General features: G+C 44.1%; 21 protein-coding genes. 9 read left to right on the forward strand and 12 right to left on the reverse strand.

The window, feature by feature from the left end:
* Positions 1-35 precede the first annotated feature (35 nt).
* On the reverse strand, positions 36-557 hold the full coding sequence (locus QUF19_RS20470) for a MerR family transcriptional regulator (protein ID WP_102434494.1): 522 nt from the start codon (positions 555-557) through the stop codon (positions 36-38).
* 224 nt (positions 558-781) lie between these two features.
* Between QUF19_RS20470 and QUF19_RS20475 the strand changes: the two genes are divergently transcribed.
* A complete protein-coding gene (locus QUF19_RS20475; protein ID WP_286302818.1) occupies positions 782-1,672 on the forward strand; it encodes a helix-turn-helix domain-containing protein in 891 nt (296 codons plus the stop codon).
* A 121-nt stretch (positions 1,673-1,793) separates the two neighbouring features.
* Entirely contained in the window at positions 1,794-2,648 is an 855-nt protein-coding gene (locus tag QUF19_RS20480; RefSeq protein ID WP_286302820.1) for a nuclear transport factor 2 family protein, read from the forward strand.
* A 614-nt stretch (positions 2,649-3,262) separates the two neighbouring features.
* Here QUF19_RS20480 and QUF19_RS20490 read toward each other — a convergent pair.
* Positions 3,263-3,433: a hypothetical protein gene (locus tag QUF19_RS20490; protein ID WP_017106072.1), complete on the reverse strand. Its 171-nt coding sequence runs from the start codon at positions 3,431-3,433 to the stop codon at positions 3,263-3,265.
* 279 nt (positions 3,434-3,712) lie between these two features.
* On the opposite strand from QUF19_RS20490, the gene QUF19_RS20495 reads away from it, so the two are divergent.
* Positions 3,713-4,201: an Lrp/AsnC family transcriptional regulator gene (locus QUF19_RS20495; RefSeq protein WP_102434491.1), complete on the forward strand. Its 489-nt coding sequence runs from the start codon at positions 3,713-3,715 to the stop codon at positions 4,199-4,201.
* A 144-nt stretch (positions 4,202-4,345) separates the two neighbouring features.
* Here the strand turns inward: QUF19_RS20495 and QUF19_RS20500 are convergent, their stop codons facing one another.
* Both QUF19_RS20500 and QUF19_RS20505 read right to left on the reverse strand, forming a co-directional pair.
* A complete protein-coding gene (locus tag QUF19_RS20500; RefSeq protein WP_017100472.1) occupies positions 4,346-5,050 on the reverse strand; it encodes a DUF445 family protein in 705 nt (234 codons plus the stop codon).
* A gap of 287 nt (positions 5,051-5,337) precedes the next feature.
* A complete protein-coding gene (locus tag QUF19_RS20505; RefSeq protein ID WP_286302829.1) occupies positions 5,338-7,188 on the reverse strand; it encodes an ABC transporter ATP-binding protein in 1,851 nt (616 codons plus the stop codon).
* 567 nt (positions 7,189-7,755) lie between these two features.
* On the opposite strand from QUF19_RS20505, the gene QUF19_RS20510 reads away from it, so the two are divergent.
* Complete coding sequence (locus tag QUF19_RS20510) at positions 7,756-8,730, forward strand: arginine deiminase-related protein (RefSeq protein ID WP_286302830.1); 975 nt, start codon at positions 7,756-7,758, stop codon at positions 8,728-8,730.
* A 171-nt stretch (positions 8,731-8,901) separates the two neighbouring features.
* Here the strand turns inward: QUF19_RS20510 and QUF19_RS20515 are convergent, their stop codons facing one another.
* From QUF19_RS20515 to QUF19_RS20540, 6 genes are all read right to left on the reverse strand, one after another.
* Positions 8,902-9,534 (reverse strand): esterase/lipase family protein, encoded by a 633-nt coding sequence (locus QUF19_RS20515; RefSeq protein WP_286302833.1) that lies wholly within the window; start codon positions 9,532-9,534, stop codon positions 8,902-8,904.
* A gap of 97 nt (positions 9,535-9,631) precedes the next feature.
* On the reverse strand, positions 9,632-10,471 hold the full coding sequence (locus QUF19_RS20520) for a helix-turn-helix domain-containing protein (protein ID WP_286302835.1): 840 nt from the start codon (positions 10,469-10,471) through the stop codon (positions 9,632-9,634).
* Between the two features lie 196 nt (positions 10,472-10,667).
* On the reverse strand, positions 10,668-11,495 hold the full coding sequence (locus QUF19_RS20525; protein WP_286302836.1) for a GNAT family N-acetyltransferase: 828 nt from the start codon (positions 11,493-11,495) through the stop codon (positions 10,668-10,670).
* Between the two features lie 220 nt (positions 11,496-11,715).
* The gene (locus QUF19_RS20530; RefSeq protein ID WP_286302840.1) at positions 11,716-13,338 is read right to left on the reverse strand and encodes a phosphoethanolamine transferase; all 1,623 of its coding nucleotides are present in this window, start codon (positions 13,336-13,338) and stop codon (positions 11,716-11,718) included.
* Positions 13,339-13,571: 233 nt separating this feature from the next.
* Positions 13,572-14,141, reverse strand: a complete 570-nt coding sequence (locus QUF19_RS20535; RefSeq protein WP_102439115.1) for a porin family protein — start codon at positions 14,139-14,141, stop codon at positions 13,572-13,574.
* A 227-nt stretch (positions 14,142-14,368) separates the two neighbouring features.
* Positions 14,369-14,944 carry a porin family protein gene (locus QUF19_RS20540; RefSeq protein ID WP_372166717.1) on the reverse strand — a complete coding sequence of 192 codons (576 nt, stop codon included), beginning with the start codon at positions 14,942-14,944 and terminating at the stop codon, positions 14,369-14,371.
* Between the two features lie 351 nt (positions 14,945-15,295).
* Between QUF19_RS20540 and QUF19_RS20545 the strand changes: the two genes are divergently transcribed.
* Both QUF19_RS20545 and QUF19_RS20550 read left to right on the forward strand, forming a co-directional pair.
* On the forward strand, positions 15,296-15,835 hold the full coding sequence (locus tag QUF19_RS20545) for a hydrolase (RefSeq protein ID WP_286302843.1): 540 nt from the start codon (positions 15,296-15,298) through the stop codon (positions 15,833-15,835).
* A gap of 53 nt (positions 15,836-15,888) precedes the next feature.
* A complete protein-coding gene (locus QUF19_RS20550) occupies positions 15,889-16,431 on the forward strand; it encodes an AAA family ATPase (RefSeq protein ID WP_286302845.1) in 543 nt (180 codons plus the stop codon).
* 109 nt (positions 16,432-16,540) lie between these two features.
* Here QUF19_RS20550 and QUF19_RS20555 read toward each other — a convergent pair whose 3' ends face one another.
* Positions 16,541-17,404 (reverse strand): MurR/RpiR family transcriptional regulator, encoded by an 864-nt coding sequence (locus tag QUF19_RS20555; protein ID WP_065206557.1) that lies wholly within the window; start codon positions 17,402-17,404, stop codon positions 16,541-16,543.
* Between the two features lie 130 nt (positions 17,405-17,534).
* Complete coding sequence (locus QUF19_RS20560; protein WP_286302849.1) at positions 17,535-18,809, reverse strand: amino acid deaminase; 1,275 nt, start codon at positions 18,807-18,809, stop codon at positions 17,535-17,537.
* Positions 18,810-18,985: 176 nt separating this feature from the next.
* Between QUF19_RS20560 and QUF19_RS20565 the strand changes: the two genes are divergently transcribed.
* From QUF19_RS20565 to QUF19_RS20575, 3 genes are all read left to right on the forward strand, one after another.
* Complete coding sequence (locus tag QUF19_RS20565; RefSeq protein WP_286302851.1) at positions 18,986-20,419, forward strand: N-acyl-D-amino-acid deacylase family protein; 1,434 nt, start codon at positions 18,986-18,988, stop codon at positions 20,417-20,419.
* Positions 20,420-20,540: 121 nt separating this feature from the next.
* Positions 20,541-20,933: a RidA family protein gene (locus QUF19_RS20570; protein ID WP_004732497.1), complete on the forward strand. Its 393-nt coding sequence runs from the start codon at positions 20,541-20,543 to the stop codon at positions 20,931-20,933.
* Positions 20,934-21,138: 205 nt separating this feature from the next.
* On the forward strand, positions 21,139-22,653 hold the full coding sequence (locus QUF19_RS20575) for a sodium:solute symporter family protein (protein WP_065206560.1): 1,515 nt from the start codon (positions 21,139-21,141) through the stop codon (positions 22,651-22,653).
* Positions 22,654-22,663: the final 10 nt, after the last annotated feature.

Below are 22,663 nucleotides of genomic sequence, written 5' to 3' on the forward strand. Positions count from 1 at the left end.
TAATTGCAAAAAGTAATAGAGTCACTTCGGTGGCTCTATTTTTTTGACCATTCCCTAATGCTTTCGACCTCTTTCTGGTCGATATTCAATGACTCCAAGAACTCTTGGTGGGCCGTCGGCTCCATCTTCTCAAACTGCTTGTGCCAGTTCTTCATATCTTCTTCGTTGAACCCTGCGTTCTCCATCACACGTACCCAACGGTCTTTTGTTAGCAGTTTCTGTTCTAACAATTCTGGTTGTTCCAACAGCATCACAATCGCTTTCTGTTGTTGGCGAAGGTTCTGAATTTCTTTCTCTAGTGCATTGAACTGGTTTACTAAGGTTTGCTCTTGCTTGACGTCATCTTTGCGATCAAGCAGCGCGGTGATTTCTTGGATAGATAGACCAAAAGAGCGGTACGAAATGATGCTCTCCAAACGAGCCTGTTCCTTTTCACCATACCAGCGGTAGCCATTGTCGGAACGACAGTGAGGTAGAAGCAGTCCTGCACGCTCGTAGTAAAGAATGGTGGTGCGAGAGATGTTATAAGCCTTAGCAATTTGAGTAACAGTGAGCATCTTCGGCCTCTTTGGTCGTCTTAGATGAATAGAAACATCAAGGAGTGGCGTATTCTAATCGCGTCTAGTTAAGGTGTATAGCAAGTAATTTGGTTGAGGTTGATACCACCCTCTAACTCCTGACCATGCTTGAGTCGTGTTTCTGGAACTGAGAACATTTTAGTTTTCGTTGAGATACATTACAGTGATAAATGGCGATGTAGGAAGCGAAAAGGAATATCGAAGTGCCACAAGCGATCCCCAATGTTGGATTTAATCATGAAAAAACGGCACAGGCTGAGTTAGAGCTGATTCCGCTGTCTCGACTTTATTCTGCTAGCAACATCGACCACGATCCTCAATTGCCACATCGTGTCAGCTTCTTCTTAATTCTGTTTATTGAGCAAGGCTCAGGCACGCATATGGTCGACTTTGAAGACTACCCGTTTAGCCAAGGAAGCGTTGTATTCATTCAAAGGGAACAAGTACACGCCTTTGATTTTAGTCACCAGCCTCAAGGTACTGCGGTTTTGTTTACTCAGGCTTTCCTCGACAGTGTGCACGCTAATATGCGCTTACCTAACTACACACCAACTCACTTGAACAAGGCACATTCTGCGCTGTTGTCACTGGACGAACCTCATCAAGATCGAACGCAGAGCCTGTTACAGCAAATTACGATGGAACTGAATCAACCCGAATCTGATCCCTTGATCGTGATGTATCTGTTCTCGGCATTGGCGTTAATTCTTCATCGTCTGCGACCTGAAGTGAAGCAAGACGCCTTGAGTTTGAAGCAGAATATCAAGTTTGCTCGTTACTTCGAGTTGCTTCAAGACAACTACCTACGCGTTCGTGATGCTAACTGGTACGCCAATCAAATCAACACCACCTACAAGACGCTGAATCAAGTGTGTAAGGTCGCGACCGGATTAACCGCAAAGCAGATCATCGATTCATTTACCGTGTTAGAGATGAAGCGTCAACTGGTGGTTAGCAACATTACCTCACAAAAGATGGCATTGGATTTTGGGTTTGAAGACGCGAGTAATTTCGTCAAATACTTTAAAAATCATACCCAAATGACACCGAGTGAGTTTCAAAAGAAATATTCAAAGCCGTCACTCTCTGAGTAGTGAATGAGTCGACACCAATCATCTAGAGTTCGATATCTACCATTTTTCAGCCTAAATACACTCTGCCGTGAGTCGCTCTCGTTGACTAATATAGTTTCCAAGCCAACGAGAGGACTTAAAAATGAAAACAATAACTAAATCTACATTACTAGCAGCAAGCGTACTTAGCGCTGCTACTTTCGCAACTACTGCGACTGCTCAAGAGCTTTCTATTCAAGAGAAAGGCGTTGCGGTGATTTCAAGCATTGAAACAGGTGATGCGAAAGCAGTGAGTTACATCAACCCTGAAAAATACATTCAACATAATCTGGCGGTCGGCGATGGCTTAGCGGGATTTGGTGAAGTGCTACACATGCTGCCAGAAGGCTCTGCAAAAGCACAAGTTAAGCGCTCATTTCAAGACGGTGATTTCGTCGTAACGCATACTGAATATAACTTCTTCGGCCCTAAAGTCGGCTTCGATGTGTTCCGTTTTGAAGATGGATTGATTGTCGAACACTGGGATAACCTACAAGACATTGCCAAGCCAAACGCAAGTGGACGCACTCAATTGGATGGCACGACTAAAGTCGTAGACCTTGAGAAAACGGATCAAAATAAACAGCTAGTCGGTGGTTTCGTCAAAGACATTTTGATTAGCGGCGATATGTCGAAGATTAATCAATATATCGACAACGAAGACAGTGCTTACTTACAGCACAATCCAGGTGTTGCCGATGGTCTAAGCGGTTTGGGTGAGGCATTGGGCGCGTTAGCTGAAGCAGGAATGCCAATGGTTTATACCGCCAACCACAAGATCTTAGGCCAAGGTAACTTTGTGTTATCGATCAGTGAAGGCCAGTTCATGAATAATCACGTTGCTTTTTATGATCTATTCCGTATTGATAACGGAAAAATCGTAGAGCACTGGGACACCATCGAAACCATTCCTGCACGTTCAGAGTGGAAAAATGACAATGGTAAATTTGGCTTTTAAGTTTGAGTTAAATTGAACCTAAAATAACGATTTAAAGCGGTGCTTTCTTAGATGAGGTGCCGCTTTTTTATGTGTGAATTTGATGACAGTTTCGGTCGAAGTACTGTTGTTAAGGGGTTTTACAATGTAAATCGAAACCGAGTGTTAGAGGGCAATAAAGGAAAATGGAGTGAGATTGATGACGTTTGATGTCAAAAAATAGAAGAGAAAAATGGCTATTTTTTGAACTTGGCGCTCACTTTTGTGATTAGCTCGGTGAATTGTGGAACCGAATTGGACATGATGTGTCAATTGTCAGTAACCACTAAAGACCTATAGGACAAAGGTATGCCAGATCTCTATTGCAAAGGATGTAAAAAAACAACACTACATAAGTCTATAATGAAACGTTGTGAATCAGAGCCTGAAACGACTTCTGGCCGCATGTTGCAATGGACATCTAAGCTTTTTAGTGGCAACCAGTACTACGATATGGAAACACAACATTTTTGCCGAACGTGTAATTGCCGTTGCGAATCTGGAAGTATCGTTCCACAAGTTGGCTTAGCTTAGCCAATAGTAAGTACTTACTCATTTAGAACAAAAAAACCTCCGTCTTGGAGGTTTTTTCGTTTCTAGGCGGCTTGTAACGCTAGCTCTGCTTCAATGGAGTTGCCATCAATTTTTACGTCCCACCCGTAGTTGGAGTACTCACTTGCCAGTGCTTGAGCGACGTCTTTTGATACGGTTACGTGTGTCCATGAGCCAATGCCATACGGCTTGTATGCGAGTTCCTGCGTTTTCATAATAGAGTCATCCTTTCTCTTTGATAATTATATTATTCACTCTGGTCTATATCCTTTCTTTCGTTTCTGGCTCAACTTATTTGTTATTTGGGTCATTTTTATAATAATTTGTTAATAACCAGAAGATGATTTATAAGGCTTGTTATCAGTTTGTGTTGATTTATAGTCCTTGTGAATATTGCCTGCGCATTTAGTTTTTTAAATGTGTGAGCGGGGTTTTGCTCCATTTTGATCACTATGGAATATACTGAGCCGAATTTAGAATGTTTAAGGAATGTTATGTCTCAGCACCAACTCGATCGTATCGATAAAGAGATACTAAGAATTCTGCATATGAAAGGACGTTTGCCTGTGGTTGAGTTGGCGAAACAAGTCAACCTAACCACTTCGCCATGTTCTGATAGACTCAAACGATTGGAAAAAGATGGCTACATCACCGGCTATCACGCTGAGCTGTGTTCAGAGAAGTTAGGGCTCGATGTTCAAGTCTTTATCCATATTCGACTCGACCAAACGAGCTTCTCTATTTTTGATAAGTTTGCACAGGCGGTTGAAATGATGCCCGAAGTGGAGGAGTGCTATTCCCTCTCAGGTGATTTTGACACCATGATCAAGGTTCGAGTGAAAGACATGAAGGCATACCAAGCGTTTATGGCCACCAAGCTGGGTACGCTGCCTGGCGTGATCCAGACTCGCAGCGAAGTGGTGATTGAAGAGCATAAGAAGGGCTTTGGTGTTAACCCTGAGCTATTAGCAACCCTAAAATAGCGGCCTGCTTTCGTTTTACCAAGGTTATTTAGATATAAAAAATGGAAGCTAATGAGCTTCCATTTTTTGTTGAGTGCCTGAGAAAAGGGCAATCAGATTAAGTTAGAGCAGCTAGAGCAGCTAGAGTGAGAACAGATAAACCGCTTACAGCGTAATTGCCGCAGAGATTAAGCCAATCACACCGCCGAATACACCGCCCCAAACCACTAGCCAGCCAAGGTGCTTCTTGATCATGGTCTGAACCATTTCCTTCACAAGTTTTGGTGTTAGTTCATTCAAACGTTGGTCGATGATCGCTTCAATGTTCTCTTTGATTTCATCCATCATTGCAGGTGATTCAAGTTCATCCTTGATGGCATTTTTTACCGAATCACTCTTGCTGATTTCAATCACAGACTCTTGCATCTTCTCTACAAATGGCGCTTTCATCGGCTGCAGGGCTTCTGTGCCGCCAACCATCGCCAACATGCCACCGAACTGTGAGTTCTCGATAACATGAACCAGTGAATCGAATGCAGGGTTAAAGTCAATCTTCTTAATCACGGGCTCTAGATTGAGCGATTTTCCGGTCATCTCACTGCTAAGGAAGCGGTCGATGTTACTTTCAGTGAAGAACTGTTCCATCATTAGTTGCTTAATAGCGGCCTTGAACTCTTCAAAACGAGCTGGAATAACGCCAGAACCGTATAAACCGGGTACTTTTTCGAACAACATGTGAATCGCAAGCCAGTTGGTGATGGCACCTGAAAAGGCGAATAGGCCTGCATAAAGTAAGTATTGGTTTGCTGTTGCGTAGCCGCCAGCAAGCAGTGCTAACGCAATAACGTTAGTTAAGACACTTTTGTTCATGGTTGATCTCTAGAAAGAATACTGCGCGCATTTTAAGAAAAAAACGCCAAGAAAAAAACAAAAGGATCGATGAAGTTTATGGGACAGGTAGGAAAGAGTGCCAAATAACAGGCATAAAAAAGGCTAGCCTCCCCCCGAAGTCTAGCCTTATTCCAGAACGCGCAAGCGAAGCGTCTTGATCTGTTATCGCTATTATATAATTACGACATAACATTCTGCCACGTGTAATTTACCAGTATTTAACATTTTGGTGTGAAACACGCCGCACTTTTAAAATAGCACATAAATTAAGCACTCGTTGCTTGCTGTAGGTCGTCAGCGATGAAGCCACCGGTTTGATGATTCCACAATTGAGCGTAGATACCGTTTTGGCTAATGAGCTCTTGGTGCGTGCCTTCTTCGACGATATTACCTTGGTCGAGAACGATCAAACGGTCCATTGCGGCAATGGTCGATAGACGGTGTGCAATCGCAATCACTGTCTTGCCTTCCATCAACTCAATCAAACTCTCTTGAATCGCAGCTTCAACCTCTGAATCGAGTGCTGATGTTGCTTCATCCAGAACCAACAGCGGCGCATTCTTCAGAAGTACGCGTGAGATAGCGACACGTTGGCGCTGACCGCCAGAAAGCTTAACGCCTCTCTCACCCACTTGAGCATCGTAACCAATGTTGCCAAACGGGTCGGTTAGCGTTTCGATAAACTCATGAGCGTGTGCCTGTTTGGTTGCGGCATACACTTCTTCATCTGATGCATCAGGACGACCGTAAAGAATGTTTTCTTTGATCGAACGGTGCAGCAGTGAGGTATCTTGAGTCACCATGCCGATATTGCTGCGTAGCGAGTCTTGTGTCACCGATGAGATCTCTTGGCCATCAATCAAAATTCGACCATCTTCTACATCGTGGAAGCGCAGTAGTAAGTTAACTAATGTCGATTTACCTGCCCCTGAACGGCCAACTAAGCCGACTTTTTCGCCCGGCTTAATGTTGAGGTTTAGGTTGTTAATCACGCCCTTATTCTCACCGTAGTTGAAGCTCACGTTGTCGAAGTTGATGCCGCCTTGTGGCACTTTTAGCGGTTCAGCGTCTTTCTTGTCTTCGATAGCGATGGGCTTAGACAACGTTTTAATGCCATCAATCACAGTACCTAGGTTTTCAAACAGACCGCCGATTTCCCACATGATCCACTTAGACATGCCGTTAATACGCAGAGCCAAGCTGACTGCAATGGCAATCGCACCGACCGTGATCGCGTTATCTAGCCACAGGTAGATAGAGATACCAGCAATGCTGAACACCAATAAGTAGTTCGCGAATTCAACACAGATGTTGAAGCCAGTTACCAAGCGCATTTGACGGTGCACAGTATCTAGGAAGCCTTCCATGCCTTCTTCGGCGTATTCGGTTTCTCTTTTACTGTGTGAGAACAGTTTGACCGTTGCGATGTTGGTGTAGCTATCAACAATACGTCCTGTCATCAGTGAGCGTGCATCGGCTTGTTCAGAAGACACGTCTTTCAGCTTTGGCACGAAGTGCAGTTGAATACCGACGTAAATGAACAACCAAATCAACATTGGAGCCATTAAGCGCCAATCCGATTCAGCGAGCATGAACAACATCGCTGTGAAGTAAACCGTCACATAAACAAACACATCGACCATTTTGGTTACGGTTTCACGCACTGCGAGCGATGTTTGCATCACTTTGGTGGCGACACGCCCAGCAAAATCATCTTGATAGAACGACAAGCTTTGCTTCAAAAGATAGCGGTGCGCTAACCAACGAATCGACATTGGATAGTTACCTAGCAAAGTTTGGTGAAGCAATAGCGAGTAAACACTGATCAAGATTGGCATCACGACCAGTAACAGGATACCAAGCCCCATCAGAGTGGATTGGTTGTCTGCCAAAAAGGTGTCTGGGTTGCTTGTTGATAGCCAGTCAACCAGTTGTCCCATATAACCGAACAATGCGACTTCGATGATCGCGATGGTCATGCTCATCAAGCCGAGCAAGATCAACGGCTTTTCAAAACCTCGTGTGTAATGGCGGCAGAATGCCAGTATTCCAGTAGGAGGTTGTATCGGCTCTCCTTTTGGAAAGGCTTCAGTGAAGCCTTCAAATTTCTTGTACATAGTTTTCCCTTTATAAGCTACTGCATCTTTGAGTTAGAGCATCGTGATGTGCAGCTTTGTTTTTATAGTCTTGATTTGAATTTTTCAGTCTTAGTTTGAAATTATATAAGTGCCAATGCGTTCTTATAAGCATTAAGTAATTCAATGGATTTTGTTTTTTTAGCTTTATTTTTAACTTTGGTTTAAGCGACGCAGGAAAGGTCCAAAGAGTGTCTTTCATGACGCTTATTTTAGATTGAAGTAGACAGGAAAAGTTAAGCTTATTTCAAACGTAATTGATGGTTATGCAACGATGATAATCCTAACGTTAAATGGATTAAATTGTAACCTAAACTCGCGGCGAGCTAGAGAATGAGTTTCGGATATTTATTCAGCAAGTTCTTAAACGGATATGCAAACTGTTGGTTCTTTCTGATGTGCTGTTATCTTGCAGTGAAAATTACCGAATAAACTGAGTTTTGCAGTAATTGTTTGGGATAAATATTCAAATCATTATTATTTTCAGTGAATATTGTCGTAACAACTTGTTTACAATTCTGAGGTAAATAAAAGATAGGGACGGTTGAGATGTTAAACCTACACAAAAAATCACTTCATATTACTAATGTTCAAAACGCCAATTGCGTTGTTATGGTGCCGCCAAAAGAATTTAAATTTAACGAAGAAACTGCACGTGATAACGAGTTTCAAAACAGAGTTAATCTGACCGAAGCTGAAGTTAAGTTAGAAACGATGGCCGAGTTTAAGACGATGGTCGCTTCGTTGCGTAAAGAAGGTGTGCAAGTTGTAGAGTTTGATTACCCTGAATTAGGCGTAGAAACGCCCGATGCCGTATTCCCAAACAACTGGTTCAGCACTTGTGGTGATGGAAGCTTATTCACTTTCCCTATGGCCTGTGAAAACCGTCAACACGAAGTTAAGCCACATGCTCTTATTGAAGCGCTAGAAGCATCTGGTCGCATTGTTAACCATAGCGAGTCTATGGAGTCGTACGTTGCTCAAGGTTCTTATTTAGAGAGCACGGGTGTGATGGTTATCGATCATATCAATAAGATGATCTATGCAGCGCTTTCTCAGCGTTGCGACCGTGAAGTATTAGAAGATTATGCGAAGCGTATTGGTTATTCACGCGTGGTTTCCTTCCAAACGGCATTACCGTCGGGTCAGCCGATTTACCACACCAATGTGATGATGGCAATTGGTGACAACTTCTGCGTGATCTGTGATGAAGTGATTCCAGAATTTGAGCGTCGCTTTGTGGTGAAGTCACTGGCTAAAGACAAGCAGGTTATCTCTATCTCAATCGATCAGATGAACCGATTCTGTGGCAACATTCTGCAGTTGGAAACAGTGAATGGCGACAAGGTGATCGCGATGTCTCAATCGGCATACGATGCATTCTCTCCAGCCCAGTTAGCTCAGCTTTCGACACATGGAAAGTTACTCCCGTTTAATGTGAAAACGATCGAAGACATCGGCGGTGGTTCGGTGCGATGCATGTTAGGTGAGGTGTTCTTGCCAACGCGAGTTAATCTCCTGTAGCGAGTATTATAGAAAGTAAAGCAAGCGACTGACTTCAGTCATGAATTTTTGAATACCACTCTCATCGCAGAGTGGTATTTTTGTTTTGGTCTATCTTTGTATCGGTCTACCAGAAGTAAGAAAATAGAAATAGGAGAACCAGAGCTAGAGAAAAGGGCTAATACACAAAAGCTATGAAGCGTCCTTAAAAGCCCTGTTTTGGATGAACTGAGTTGAGAGTGCGACCACTTCTTTGGAGTACACAAGCGCGGTGTGATTGAGCTTGAGGGCGCAGGTGTCTGTCGCGCCTCTTAGGTTGGCGTCTTCGAGTGTGACCGTGCCATCCCCTGGGTTTCTTCCCAATACGATACGCCCTACACCAGCGTCGTAAGTGCCCGTAATGACGCCAATTGGCACATCAATGTCGTAGTCACCCAAGCCATCGCTTAAGATCATTTTGCTCGAACCAAATATAAAGCCAAGACCATGATTCGACAGTGTTTTGGCGATAGTCGCGCCATTGTGCGGTGTGCCTGCGGTAATGATGCAGGTGTCTGCAAAGTTGGGTTGGTAAAACTTAAAGTAGTGACGAATGAGCAAGCCACCCAGTGAGTGACCAAAGAAATAGACTTCATCGTATTCATCAAAACGAGCATTAATAAAGCGATTGAGGCGCTTAGCGGCCGAAGGGAAACGCAGTGAGTTGTAGGCAAACTTGTGCGTAGTAAAACCACGCTTTTTGAAGTTTCTATCCAGATACTGCATGATCAACGCAGGCATATATAGACCATGAATTAAAACTATATGTTTGTTTTTATTATTCATTTTTGTCCTCCGTCTGATGGTGTCTCCAGTATATTTAGTCGCAAATCTAAACTCAATAAAACTTGCAGCTAATGGGACACAAAAGACAGAGCGTTCGTTAATCCGATCGCACTCCACCATACACATCAATGGTTAAGCCACCTTCTTTGGCGTAGGTATTCGGTGTTAATCCGATGGTTTTCTTAAGGTAGCGAATCAGGTGTGGTTGGTCGCTAAATCCAAACTGGTAGGCGACGTCTATCCAATCAATGTCATCAAAATCTCGTTTGTACAAGTATTCGAGCATCGCCTCGAGTTTGTTCATTGATTGGCATTGTTTCAATGTCAGTCCTGTCACCTTGTTAAAGCTTCTTTCTAAGGTGCGTTGCGAGCAAAACAGTTTGTCGCCGAGCTCTGCAATCGGTGTTGTACCAAGCACTTCTAACACCTTGCGGGTGAGCTCGCTGTGTCTGTCGGTTTTACCTGTCGATAGCCAAGGCAGCAGCAAATTATCCAACTGCTGACAACAAGCTTCAAAGTCGGTTTGAGCAAGCTGAATCAACGACATGGCATCGGCATTAGGATTACCTAACAAATTCGCGAGATCGATAGGGTTAACACTGTCTAGGCTGGGGTGCGGACAGTCTGGAATATTTAACGAGTACAGGGCGCCAACATGGAACTTGATACCCAAATGAATAAACGGCTTTGAGTGATCCAGTTCAATCGCTTTATGGTGTGGCAGCAGTAAATGGCTGCCAACGCCTTGATCGACTTGTTGCTCTATCGTGTAGTGATAAGGCTGCTCGCTTGGAGACAGAATCAAGTGTGCTGAAGGATCAGGGTTGAGCTTGGGAAATTGATGAGTTTCGGCGTCAGGCGTCTTCTCGATCAGCCAATAACAATCAATGTATTGAGCAACAACAGAGGATTTCGGAGACTGTAACCAATTGATCATTCGACATTCTATTTGAGGTTAGCGTTGTAATAACTATATGTGTCTATCGTTGAGGAAGATAGTTTTCTCTTTGCAGAACGCGTAATGACTAACCACAAACAATAAAGCCCATAACCGTTGGATGTATAGAGTCACAGTTATGGGCTTAATTTAGTTGGCTTCGCTCGGGCTGCGAGTAAGTCGTTAAAGTCGAATCCTAATTAAAATCGAACTGTAGGATTCGGTTTTTCGATGACAAACCAGCGCGAGCGATCGCTTTCTGCGCCCCAATGTTGCTGCTTTCTGTAGAACATATCGCTTCCAAACCTTGGCTGTTGGCGTACTGTGTTAGAAAGTTCAGCACACGTGTTGCTAAGCCTTTTCCACGCTCTGCTTGCGCGACAATCATCCCCAGGTCTGCAAACTGCGTTTGGTGTTCATCGAACTTACGGCACTCTCCCGTAGCGAGAACACTGTCGTTTTCCCAGTAGCCCCATAGCTCTTGGCGGGCAATCAAATTACCGTAGTAACCAGTGAGCCACTCTTTTGGAGCGCCAATCGCCGATGAAGCAAATTCCACGAGCTTATCGAGTTGTTCTTCCTTCGCGAGAGTCATCTCGATGTCTTCAATGCGATCCGAATTACGACTAGAGTTTGTTTCTTGGTCTTGGCGATACATCAATGAGTTCACCTTAAATGAACCGGTGTTATCCATGCACAATGACAAGTATTGCGGTTCTGCCGTGCTTACGAATGCGCCTTTCACTTCACCAATCACAGAGCTGTTGTTTTCGATGATTAAGATAAACAAGTCGGCAATATTCGCGCTGGCTGTTGGTGCTAGGAAGAACTGAAGTAAGTAGCCGTCACCATTCAACACGCAGTAACCCACAAGCTTGTCATTTTCGTAAAAGCCGTAATGGTCAGACATTGGCACAAAACCGAAGTGCCACATGCCATCAAGTGGTGCTGTTGAATCAGCAAAGTAAGCCGTTTTTAGTTCGCTTAAGTCGCTCAGTGTTGTGATTTTTTTGATGTCTAACATCGCTTTAATTCCTGTTGTTTCGATTCGGTAGGGTGCGTGGCTGCTCTCAGGTACGTCGATTGACGATGATATACATTTATTAGCTGAGCCACGTTTCAATGACAGCAAGTGTAGGCGAGTAACTGAGATAGGTATTGAACAAAAACGACAGTTTTAGATTAGATAGAAAACCAAAAGGGGCTCATACAATGAGCCCCTTTAAATCAGCGTTTGAAGAGAACTAACGACACGGAGCGAAGATGTCTTGGTTCTCGCGGTATTCGTTGGTTTGCACGTCCATCAGGCCAAGCAAGGAGTCGAACAGGTTATCGTGAGAAAAGCTCTGCTCCTTTCCTGCTTTACGTAAACACGTGTCACTGATCCCTTTCTCGGCCGCAAAGCCATCAGACATCCACATGATCATAGGCACATGGGTTTGTTCTTTTGGTGCTAGCGAATAAGGCATGCCGTGTAAGTAGACGCCATTTTCTCCCAAGGACTCGCCGTGATCGGACACATACATCAACGCCACATTGTATTTGTCGGTCAGTTTCTCAAGCTTTTGCATCGCTTGTGAGAGAAAGAAATCCGTGTACAGGATGGTGTTGTCGTAGGTGTTAACCACTTCTTCTTTGGTACAGTTTTCAATGTCGGCGCGAGCGCAGTCTGGTGTGAACTTCTTATGATCGTCAGGGTAACGTTCAAAGTAAGTCGGCCCGTGAGACCCCGAAATATGATAGAAAATGATGCTATTTTGCGTTAGAACTTGAGTATCTTGCTCGAAGTTCTCTAGCATCGCTGTGTCGTAGCACACATCGTTATTACACAGAGGGTCACTGTCTTTGGCGACGAGAGTCATCTCTTTGATTCGATGTGCGACCGCCTTGTCTCCACCATCGTGTTCTCGCCAGATAGAGTGAATGCCTGCACGGTTCATAATGTCGACCACGTTATCTTGGTTGTAAGCTTTGTCGCGGTCGTAGTTGCTGCGATTCATGTTCGAAAACATACATGGTACAGAAACGGCGGTGGCGGTTCCGCACGACTGAACATCGGAGAAAAATATCGGGTTGTAAGGTTTGGTATGAGCATTGGTTTCACGCTCATAGCCATGATATTGGTAGTTGTACACTCGAGCTGTTTCGCCAAGCACAAACACCAGTAAGGTCGGTTTGGTTGCCGCTTTGGCTTGTGCTGTTTGCTGTGCATCTAACCCTAACTCTTGATAAGGGATACGCTCTTTTATGTAGGTGTTATTGATGTATTTGACCGTTGATGCCACGTATTCAGTTGGGATGATCATTTTTTTGATGTGCGAGTTATTGCGACCAATCGAGACATAATCTTTGTAAAAAAGTCCTGCAATAATCGCGATGACAATCAAAGAGGAGAGCAGCCCAATTGACTTCCAGGCAAAGAAATCTTTCCATGACTCTCTCTTAAGTTTGGTTACCAAGAGGATGAGTGACGGAATACCGCCCATCGCGAGTAACCATAAGACGGAGTGGGTACTTATATAGCTTGCCGCTTCACCACTATTGGTCTCGAATACGTTTTCTATCATCCCGTAGTCTACATAGATGCCGTAATTGAACATGCTGTAACTGACGAGTGTCGAGGTGATCAGCAACAAAATAAAAAACGGCTTGGAGAATATCGGCCAGTTAAAAACTTGGAAGATAAAATTGAAGGCAGCAAGGAAGAAGATCGGGATGGATATAAGAAACGCGACACTTTCAGACTTTGATGCCTGAACAATACTAAACAGTTCGAGGGAGAGAGGGATATTGATGACAAGCAGATAATACACAGCCAACACAAAGGGCAGCTTGTTTATCGACATGTTTAAGCTTGGAAGGTTCATAGGTTTTGTTTTCCTGCGTCTCTTATTCCTTTATTTTAGTCTCGCTACCAAGAAAGCTCTAATATCAACGCACAAAGCTCAAATAGGTAAGGGTGAGCGATAAACTGGCTAAGGTGAGATGACGCGATAGGTTGTGTAGAAACAAAAATTCACTTTACTGAGTAACCTTCATGACAAGGTGGGACAGCAAAGTGAATTAGTATGTTCAGCTTATTCTATGTGGTTCAATCACATTAGAAGTTGTATGAACCACCGAAGCTAATGCTGCTGAATGCTAGTGTTTTGTCTTCTTTCTTAAAGCCGTAGTCGTTTTCAACACTCACGGCGTCTGCTTGTGAAATTAGACGTAGTGTTAGATGCTCGATTGGCGTGTATTCAACACCAACACCAAAGTGGAAACCCGTACCGCTATCATCATCATACAGAGCTGCTTTATTTGCGTTTAGGTCAACAGAGCTTAAACCAGCCAATACGAATGGGCGGATTGTGTTGTCGAATGTGTAACCAAGATTTGCTGACAAAGAAACAGACGTCGGAGACAGTTTTGCAGTCCCTTTTTTGTAGTCTGCGTAATTGTTGTAACCAAGTTCAACACCAACGATACGGTTGAATTGGTAGCCGCCATATAGGTTGTAGCCCATACCGTCTGAATCTAAACTACCTTGACCATCGGTATCAGAATCTTGGTATATGCCAAGACCGCCACCAATGTAAGCACCGCCGTCAGTACCTGCTGCTAAAGCTGGAAGAGAAACTGCGCTGATTAAACCCAGTGCTAATGCTGATTTTGTTATCTTGTTCATCTTTCTTACTCACTCTTAAATGTCATGCCAGTATCAATAATTTTTATTTTGCGACCTTTCGACCGTTGGTGAGCATTATTCCGTAGTCTTGTATGTATTACTGTATGGCTTTGTAAGCTGAATCGTTACATAAAGATAAACATTCACTTTACTGAGTTACCTTTAAGGCAAGGTGGTACAACAAAGTGAATGAGTATGTTTAGCTTATTCTATGTGGTTCAATCGCATTAGAAGTCGTATGAACCACCGAAGCTAACACTGTTGAATGCAAGCGTGTGATCATCGCTTTTGAATGAGCCGTTACTTCCAATAGAGTAGTCATCTACACTTACCGCGTCAGCTTGAGAAATCAGGCGAAGTGTTAGGTGTTCAACTGGCGTGTATTCAACACCAACACCAAAGTGGAAGCCTGTACCACTATCATCATCGTATCCTGCAGCGCTATTCGCATTGAGGTCAACAGAACTTAAACCAGCAAGTACAAATGGACGTATGGTGTTGTCGAACGTATAACCGAGATTTGCTGACACAGAAATAGATGTTGGTGAAAGCTTGTCTGTGCTGTTCTTATAGTCTGCATAATCGTTGTAGCCAAGTTCCACGCCAACGATACGGTTGAATTGGTAACCGCCGTATAGGTTGTAACCCATACCGCTAGAATCTAAGCTTGGCGCGCCGTCTGTATCCGAACCTTGATAGACACTAAGTCCGCCACCTACATACGCACCGCCATCTGTGCCTGCTGCAAAAGTTGGAAGTGAAACTAAACCGATTAAGCCGAGTGCTAATGCTGATTTTTTCATGATAATACCTTGTTTACTCATCCTGTGATGTAAATCACGGTATCGGTGATTAATAATTTATAAAACCCTCACAAATGAAACCTATCTTTTCATTGATAGTGCGATTGTATGTACTCCTAGAGTTTTCAAGCGGTAACGGAGTTTTTGTTGGTTATATCGTTTATAAATAAAATTCATATATTGACAAATGGTTAAATTTGCTAAATAAAACGATGTTTTTTAAGTTTTTGGTTGGGTTGCCTTTATCTAAGTGATTGAAAAATAAAGCCTAGCCAACAGTATTAATGTCATATTATAGTATTTATTTCTTGAGGTCAGAGAGTTGATTCTAGTGATAACAAGGAGAGTTGAATGTTAAACCGAGCAAACACAGGTTTGGTGGTTGTGGACGTACAAGGCAAGCTCGCACGCCTTGTTGATGAGAGCGATACGTTGATTTCTAACTGTGGAAAATTGATTAAGGGTGCGCAGGTTCTGGGGCTGCCAATTGTTAGCTTGGAGCAGAATCCTGAGAAGTTAGGTGCTACGGTCGACGAGCTGAATGACCTATTGAGTGATGCTAATCCGATACCAAAATTTACGTTTAACGCGTGTAACGAGCCTAAGTTTGTTGAGGCGGTGCAAGCCAAAGATGTGGATACGTGGTTGGTGTGTGGCATTGAGGCTCATATCTGTGTTTATCAAACCGCCATTGGTTTGTTGGATCTTGGGTACAAGGTTCAGGTAGTTGGTGATTGTATTAGCTCACGAACAGCATTGAATAAGAAGTTGGCTATCAGCCGATTGCAGGACGCTGGTGTCCAAATTACGGGATTAGAAATGAGCTTATACGAACTGGTGAAAGATTGTCGCGCACCAGAATTTAAGTCCATTCTGTCCTTGATTCGTTAACTTGGGTTTCGTTAAGGTTCGATTCGTGAACTTTCCCCTTTGAAGAGGTCTATTTGAATAACCTAATTGTATTTACCGGTGGTCCGGGCTCCGGCAAAACCTCGGTCATCGACGCTTTGAAAAGTCAGGGCTATCGCTGCGCACCAGAAGTCGGCCGTAAAGTGATTCAGCATCAAGTCGAGCAACAAGGGAGCGCCTTACCATGGTTAGACAAAGTGGCATTTCGCGATGAAATGGTGCGAGAAGAGTTAGCCAATTATCAAGCGTTCGAATCGAGTGAGCAGCCGGTTTTCTTTGATAGAAGCATCGTAGATTCATACGGTTACAGTTTGTTAGAAACGCTGCCTATTCCTCAATCCTTGCTGAATAGCTGTAATGAACTCGAATACAACAGTAAGGTATTTATCTTCCCGCCTTGGGAGGCGATTTTCATCAATGACCAAGAGCGTAAGCAAGATTTCGATGAAGCGATCGCCACTTACGAAAAAATGGTGTCTGCCTATAATCAGTTTGGTTATCAGCTGGTGGAAGTACCCAAGTTATCTGTTGAGGAACGAGTCGAGTTTATCTTAGCTTCAATTGACGCAGGCGAGTGATTTCTAGAAAAACCACAACTAAAAAGCCCCGCAGTATCGACTCGATTGAGTGAATACTGTGGGGCTTTTTATTGAAATCGTCTAGTTGATGACTGAGTCGTTTTAAACCTTAGTCACCGAGAGGCTGTCGGTCGCCACCGCCTCGGTAGGAATCGAGGGCAACTTTCAAGCGACGCAGTTTGTCGCGCGAACGGTTCTTGTGATTGACCGCCATGCCCATCGAAAGCACATCTACTAACGCCAACATAGCGTAGCGAGAAGCCGATGGCTTGTAGATGAAGTCGGTTTCCATATGCTTGATTGGCAACAAGATATCCGCAATTTTTGCCAGCGGTGTGTCTTGTGGGGTAATCGCTATGATCTTAAGTCCATACTGCTTGGCCAGCTCTGCCGTTTCAGTGATCACTGGTGTAAAACCGGTTGCGGAAATCATCACCATCACGTCATTGGCATCGGCCGTGGCAGCAACCATGCGTGACATTAAGCCATCGTTATACGACACCACTGGGTAGCCTAAACGAAACAGTCGATGTTGCAGCTCTTGAGAAGCAATGGTTGAACCACCACCCATACCAATAGCAATGATCTGTCTGGCGTTATGCAGCCAGCTGACTGCGGTTTCAACGTCTTGCTCTTTGAACAGAGTGCGGTTGATGTCTAGGCTCTGCTTGATCGATTCGTAGATACCTTGATAACCCGTTTGGTCAACAGGTTCGAGGATAAAGCGCTGGCCAACGGTTAGTGTCTGAGCCAACTTAATCTTCATATCACGCACGTTGTTACAGCCGATCGCCTTAGCAAAACGTGTGATGGTGGCTTCACTGACTTGAGCACCCTCAGCAAGTTCTGTAATGCTGGCATTGGCAGCAAAATCAATGTCGTCCATGATCAACTTGGCGACTTTCTTTTCTGCATCACGAAGAACAGGGAAACGCTCTGTTATCTGTGAAATGATATCTACTTCTAAACTCAAGAATCCTGATCCTTTGTTGATGGGGCTAATCGTATCACTTAGTTTTTAAGAACCTAGCTCTTAAAGCTAAGCCTTAGCCCCGTTAGTATATCTTATTGCTTCGCTGATTCTAGCTTATTGAAAAATCGAACTAGAAGCAGGTTTCTACCCATTTGGTCACCTGATGTTCGTCATCGCTGATGGCAATGTAGCGCCATTTGTCGAAGGTTAAACACGGGTGTGAGGTCGAGAAAGCAATCATGTCGCCCACTTCAATCTCAGAAGAGCCGTCAGTTTCAACAAAAGTATGTTGATCCATCACGGCTGTTGAGGTTAAGCCTTTCACTGAGATAGCTTCACCATTGCGATAGCCGCGCTCGGCAATCGGTAAACCTGCATCAAAGGCCACATCACGCTTGCCTAGCCCAACCACTAACTTGGTCGGTTCAGGACGAGAGATAACATAAGCCCACACCTCAAGTGCCGATTCTAAATCACCCCCCAATTCGCACGCGTAACCTTGGTTTACTTGGGCGCGTTGCAACACCTTGCTTTGTGCGTCTAGGTAAATACCTGTGTCGTGAATGGCATAGCAGCCCGGGCGGATGATCGCCAAGTAATCGGTTAGGTTCGCCAAACATTCTGCCACCACGTCATACCAAGCAGAGCCAGCGCCAGTGATAATAGGTTGCCCTGCAATTAGGCCATCTGATGCAAGGCTTTCGACCGAAGTGAGCGCCTGATTTAAGAAGGTACGAATGTCTTGTTCGGCATTGTCACCGTGAATTACACCCTCGTACACCTCAATACCAGCCAGCGAAAGGGCTGGTGTGTCTTGGATAGTCTGAGCCAGTTCTAGAACTTCTTGTGGTGAACGACATCCACAACGACCGCCCGGTACACCAAACTCGATTAGAACTTTTAGCGTCTGCTTTTTGTTGGAGAAATATTGGTTGAGTTGCTGCACGTTTATCGATGAATCCACACAGCAATAGAAATCAACGTCGAACTCACTAATAAGCTGTTCGATGATCGCCATGTTGGTTTTGCCCACCAATTGGTTAGCCATGATGATGCGTTTTGCACCTGCCATTGCTGCAATTTCTGCTTGTGCAGGTGTCGCAACGGTAATTCCCCAAGCGCCATTTTCTAGCTGTTGACGAAAGAAATCAGGTGTCATTGAAGTTTTGCCATGTGGCGACAATTTAACCTGATGGTGATCGGCGAATGATTGCATCCAATTTAGGTTATTGGTTAAGGCTGATTGCTTGATAACCGCAACCGGGAGCGAAACATCTTCATCAATCAGTCGATAAACACCGTTCTCAGATTGTGATACCGCTCTCCCTTTTTGGCCTTTTTCAGTCAAGATAAAACCTTCTTTTTGATACTTTCTAACATTTTCGAGTGCAGGGTTATTTTTCATTGCTGATTCCTAACATGATGTAAGTCATTGTTTTGTTATGTCTAAATCTATCATTCTTATTGTTTGTGATAGAAACTATCACACAATTTAAAATATTATGTGTGTTTTGTCACTGAAAACAATCGGCCAAATTTTTAAGATAGCTCCATCAACACAGTGGATTGAGAGAGTGAAAAATGTTGTTCGATACGATAATTAAAAATGTAGAGGTGTTTGATGGCACCGGCGAACAATCGTTTTGTGCCGATGTAGCAATCCGAGATGGAAAAATCGCCGAAATTGGTCAAATCGATCATGAAGATTGTGGCCAATTGGTTGAGGGCGCAGGCTTAGCATTGGCTCCTGGTTTTATCGATGTACACACACATGACGATACCAATGTAATTCGTTACCCAGACTGTCTGCCTAAGATCAGCCAAGGTGTCACAACCGTGATTGTTGGTAACTGTGGTATCAGCGCATCACCAACCGTTTTGGCTGGCGATCCACCTGACCCAATGAATCTTTTAGGTGCACAAGCTGACTTTAAATACCCAACTTTCACCGCGTATGCACAGGCGGTAGAGCAAGCTCAACCCGCAGTAAACGTTGCAGCATTAGTCGGCCACACCACATTGCGTAACCAAGTGATGGACGACTTGCAACGCACTGCAAGCGAAGACGAAATCGCAGCGATGCAAACCAACCTTGATTTGGCGATGGCGCAAGGCGCATTAGGTTTGAGCTCGGGTTTGGCTTACGCAAGCGCTAAACAAGCGAATGCCAACGAAGTGATGCAGTTAGCGAAAGTGCTTTCTGGTCACGGCGGCATCTATACCACGCATATGCGTACCGAATTTGAAGAGATCTTAAGCGCGATGGAAGAGGCGTTTGAGACAGGACAATACGCGAAAGTGCCTGTTGTTATCTCCCACCTTAAATGTGCAGGTGCGGGGAACTGGGGTAGAACCGTTGAAGTACTCGACTTAATGGACAAGGTTTCTGAGCACCAAGATGTATCTTGCGACTGCTACCCATACTCAGCGAGCTCTTCAACATTAGATTTGAAACAAGTGACCGACGATTTCGATATCTTCATCACTTGGTCTGAAGCAAAACCAGAACATGCAGGCAAAACGCTTAAGCAGATTGCTGATGAAATGAATCTCCCCCTGATGGACGCAGCAAAAGCGCTTCAACCAGCGGGCGCGGTTTATCACTGCATGGATGAGAACGACGTAAAGCGCGTATTGAAATACAAACTGACCATGGTCGGTTCAGACGGTTTACCTAATGACCCGCATCCACATCCAAGATTGTGGGGCACCTTCCCGAAAGTGTTAGGTCACTACTGCCGAGACGAAAAATTGTTCTCGTTGCCAGAAGCGATTCACAAGATGACCGGAATGTCGGCTCAGCGTTACAACTTAGCGGGTCGAGGCGAAGTTCGCTGCGGTGCCTTTGCCGATTTAGTTTTATTTGATCCAAAGAATATTAAAGACACAGCAACATTTGAAAATCCTATTTCAGTTGCTGAAGGAATAGAAAGTGTATTTGTAAATGGTGAGTTAACTTACCAGCAAGGAAAAGTAAGAAATAATCGTTCAGGCGTTTTTATTTACCGAAACTAGAGTTTAAATTATTTATTAAATTCAGATGGATGTAAAAACGGCGAATTAATTTAAATATATTGGAATAGAAATTGTTTTATCTATAAAGCCAATATTATCTATAAATAAGTGGAGTTAAAAAATGACTATTAAACGTTACGGTGTTGAAGGCGGTACAGGTACAGGCGGACAACATTTACCATTTGCACGTGCAACTGAAGCAGGTGGTTTCCTATACGTTTCTGGCCAGACACCGATGACAGATGGTGAAGTGGTTGAGGGTGGTATTGTTGACCAGTCTCGCCTAGCGATCCAAAACTGTGTCGATATCATGACTGAAGCGGGCTACGGCCTAGAAGACGTAATGCACGTAAAGGTTGTGCTAACGGATTCTCGTTACTTCCAATCTTTTAATAAGGTATTCAAAGAGTTCTTCGGTGCTAACCCACCGGCTCGTATCTGTATGGTTTGCGACTTAGTTGTAGACGTGAAGGTTGAAGTAGATGTGACTTGCTACCGCGCCGATCGCGGATAGTAATAACCTAATCACAATTACCTACTTAGAGAGTATTAGGGGTTAGTCATCCCTGTTATTATCCTTTAATACTCTCACCCTACATTTATAAAAATTACTTTAATTAAAAAAGATAAAATCAATAAAGTAATTATATGAAATATAAAATGAATGAATCATAAATAAAGTTCAAGAATGAACTTAATATTTCACTGAGAGGTGTCAAATGAACAGCACACTTTTTCTTACAGGCTTCGGCGTGTACGTATTATTTTTAATTTGGTTAGGCTGGTTTGTCTCGCGTAATCAAAAATCTGGCGAAGATTTCTTATTAGGTGGCCGTGGCCTACCTATGTTCTTAGTACTTGGTACAACAGTAGCGACGATGGTTGGTACGGGTTCAAGTATGGGTGCGGTTGGCTTCGGTTACGCAAATGGCTGGGCAGGTGCACTGTACGGCATTGGTGGTGCGATAGGCATCCTATTACTTGCACTTTGGTTTGCTCCAGTTCGTAAACTGAACTTCATGACCATGAGTGAAGAACTGGCTTACTATGTTGGCGCTAACCGCATCGTGAAAAACGTTGTAGGTGTACTGATCTTTGTCGCTTCAATTGGTTGGTTAGGCGCACACATTCTAGGTGGCGGCATGTACTTAGCGTGGATTGCAGACATTGACCTCAACCTAGCGAAAATCATTATTGCTGCAGCATTCACTATTTACGTGGTGATCGGTGGTTACACAGCGGTTGTTTGGACCGATACCATTCAAGCTATCATTCTTTTTGCTGGCTTCATCTTGATGGCGGTAATGTCAGTCGATTACATCGGCGGCATGGATAACCTTTACGCTGCGATGGACCCTGCTGCTACAAGCTTTTTAGCAATCGATAAACTGGGCCTTCTGCCTGCTGTGTCTCTGGCTGTGGTTATAGGTGTGGGTGTACTGGCGACGCCTTCATTCCGTCAACGTATCTACTCGGGTAAAGACGTATCAACCGTTCGTCGCTCATTTGTTGCATCGGGTGTGTTGTACCTTTTCTTCTCAATCATCCCTGCAATCATCGGTATGGCAGCACATGCCATTGACCCATCATTGGATAACGCGAACTACTCGTTCCCTTATGTTGCTGCAACGGTTCTTCCGGTTGGCGTTGGTATGATTGTTCTTATCGCGGGTCTTTCTGCAACGATGTCGAGCGCAAGTTCAGATGCGATAGCTGGTGTTTCTATCCTACTGCGTGATGTTTACGTGATGTTCACAGGCCGCGTACCAAACAAAGAATCAATGGTGAACTACTCTCGCTTGGCACTGATTGTGGTGATTGGTTTTGCACTGTTGTTCGCACTAACGTCAAACGACATCATTGGCTACATCACGAAAATGATTTCAACCGTGATGTCGGGCATGTTTGTGTGCGGTATGTTGGGTCGATTCTGGAAGCGTTACAACTGGCAGGGTGCGCTTGCTACGCTAGCGGGTGCATCTGTGGCTTCATTTGTTGTAATGCTAAATGCAGACTACACGGCTTTCTGGGGCAACCCTGTGATTCCTTCTTGTCTAGTGGCTCTAACGGCTGGTGTGCTGGTAAGCCTATGTACTCCGGCTAATCAAGTGACACCGGAAATGGCAAAAGCAATTCTTGATGACGAGCGTGCTCTGATGGAAATGGAACTGTCAGACTCAGGTGTGCTTGAAGAAGAAGCGTCTTCTCAACGTCCTGCAAATCAAACAAGCTAATCTAAAACGC

The organism is Vibrio sp. FE10 (genome assembly GCF_030297155.1).
Classification (GTDB): domain Bacteria; phylum Pseudomonadota; class Gammaproteobacteria; order Enterobacterales; family Vibrionaceae; genus Vibrio; species Vibrio apostichopi.

Coding starts and splice junctions, on each gene's coding strand:
- QUF19_RS20470 (WP_102434494.1), bottom strand. CDS start 557: ATGCTCACTGTTACTCAAATTGCTAAGGCTTATAACATCTCTCGCACC.
- QUF19_RS20480 (WP_286302820.1), top strand. CDS start 1,794: ATGAAAACAATAACTAAATCTACATTACTAGCAGCAAGCGTACTTAGC.
- QUF19_RS20490 (WP_017106072.1), bottom strand. CDS start 3,433: ATGAAAACGCAGGAACTCGCATACAAGCCGTATGGCATTGGCTCATGG.
- QUF19_RS20495 (WP_102434491.1), top strand. CDS start 3,713: ATGTCTCAGCACCAACTCGATCGTATCGATAAAGAGATACTAAGAATT.
- QUF19_RS20500 (WP_017100472.1), bottom strand. CDS start 5,050: ATGAACAAAAGTGTCTTAACTAACGTTATTGCGTTAGCACTGCTTGCT.
- QUF19_RS20505 (WP_286302829.1), bottom strand. CDS start 7,188: ATGTACAAGAAATTTGAAGGCTTCACTGAAGCCTTTCCAAAAGGAGAG.
- QUF19_RS20510 (WP_286302830.1), top strand. CDS start 7,756: ATGTTAAACCTACACAAAAAATCACTTCATATTACTAATGTTCAAAAC.
- QUF19_RS20515 (WP_286302833.1), bottom strand. CDS start 9,534: ATGAATAATAAAAACAAACATATAGTTTTAATTCATGGTCTATATATG.
- QUF19_RS20520 (WP_286302835.1), bottom strand. CDS start 10,471: ATGATCAATTGGTTACAGTCTCCGAAATCCTCTGTTGTTGCTCAATAC.
- QUF19_RS20525 (WP_286302836.1), bottom strand. CDS start 11,495: ATGTTAGACATCAAAAAAATCACAACACTGAGCGACTTAAGCGAACTA.
- QUF19_RS20530 (WP_286302840.1), bottom strand. CDS start 13,338: ATGAACCTTCCAAGCTTAAACATGTCGATAAACAAGCTGCCCTTTGTG.
- QUF19_RS20535 (WP_102439115.1), bottom strand. CDS start 14,141: ATGAACAAGATAACAAAATCAGCATTAGCACTGGGTTTAATCAGCGCA.
- QUF19_RS20540 (WP_372166717.1), bottom strand. CDS start 14,944: ATGAAAAAATCAGCATTAGCACTCGGCTTAATCGGTTTAGTTTCACTT.
- QUF19_RS20545 (WP_286302843.1), top strand. CDS start 15,296: ATGTTAAACCGAGCAAACACAGGTTTGGTGGTTGTGGACGTACAAGGC.
- QUF19_RS20560 (WP_286302849.1), bottom strand. CDS start 18,809: ATGAAAAATAACCCTGCACTCGAAAATGTTAGAAAGTATCAAAAAGAA.
- QUF19_RS20565 (WP_286302851.1), top strand. CDS start 18,986: ATGTTGTTCGATACGATAATTAAAAATGTAGAGGTGTTTGATGGCACC.
- QUF19_RS20570 (WP_004732497.1), top strand. CDS start 20,541: ATGACTATTAAACGTTACGGTGTTGAAGGCGGTACAGGTACAGGCGGA.
- QUF19_RS20575 (WP_065206560.1), top strand. CDS start 21,139: ATGAACAGCACACTTTTTCTTACAGGCTTCGGCGTGTACGTATTATTT.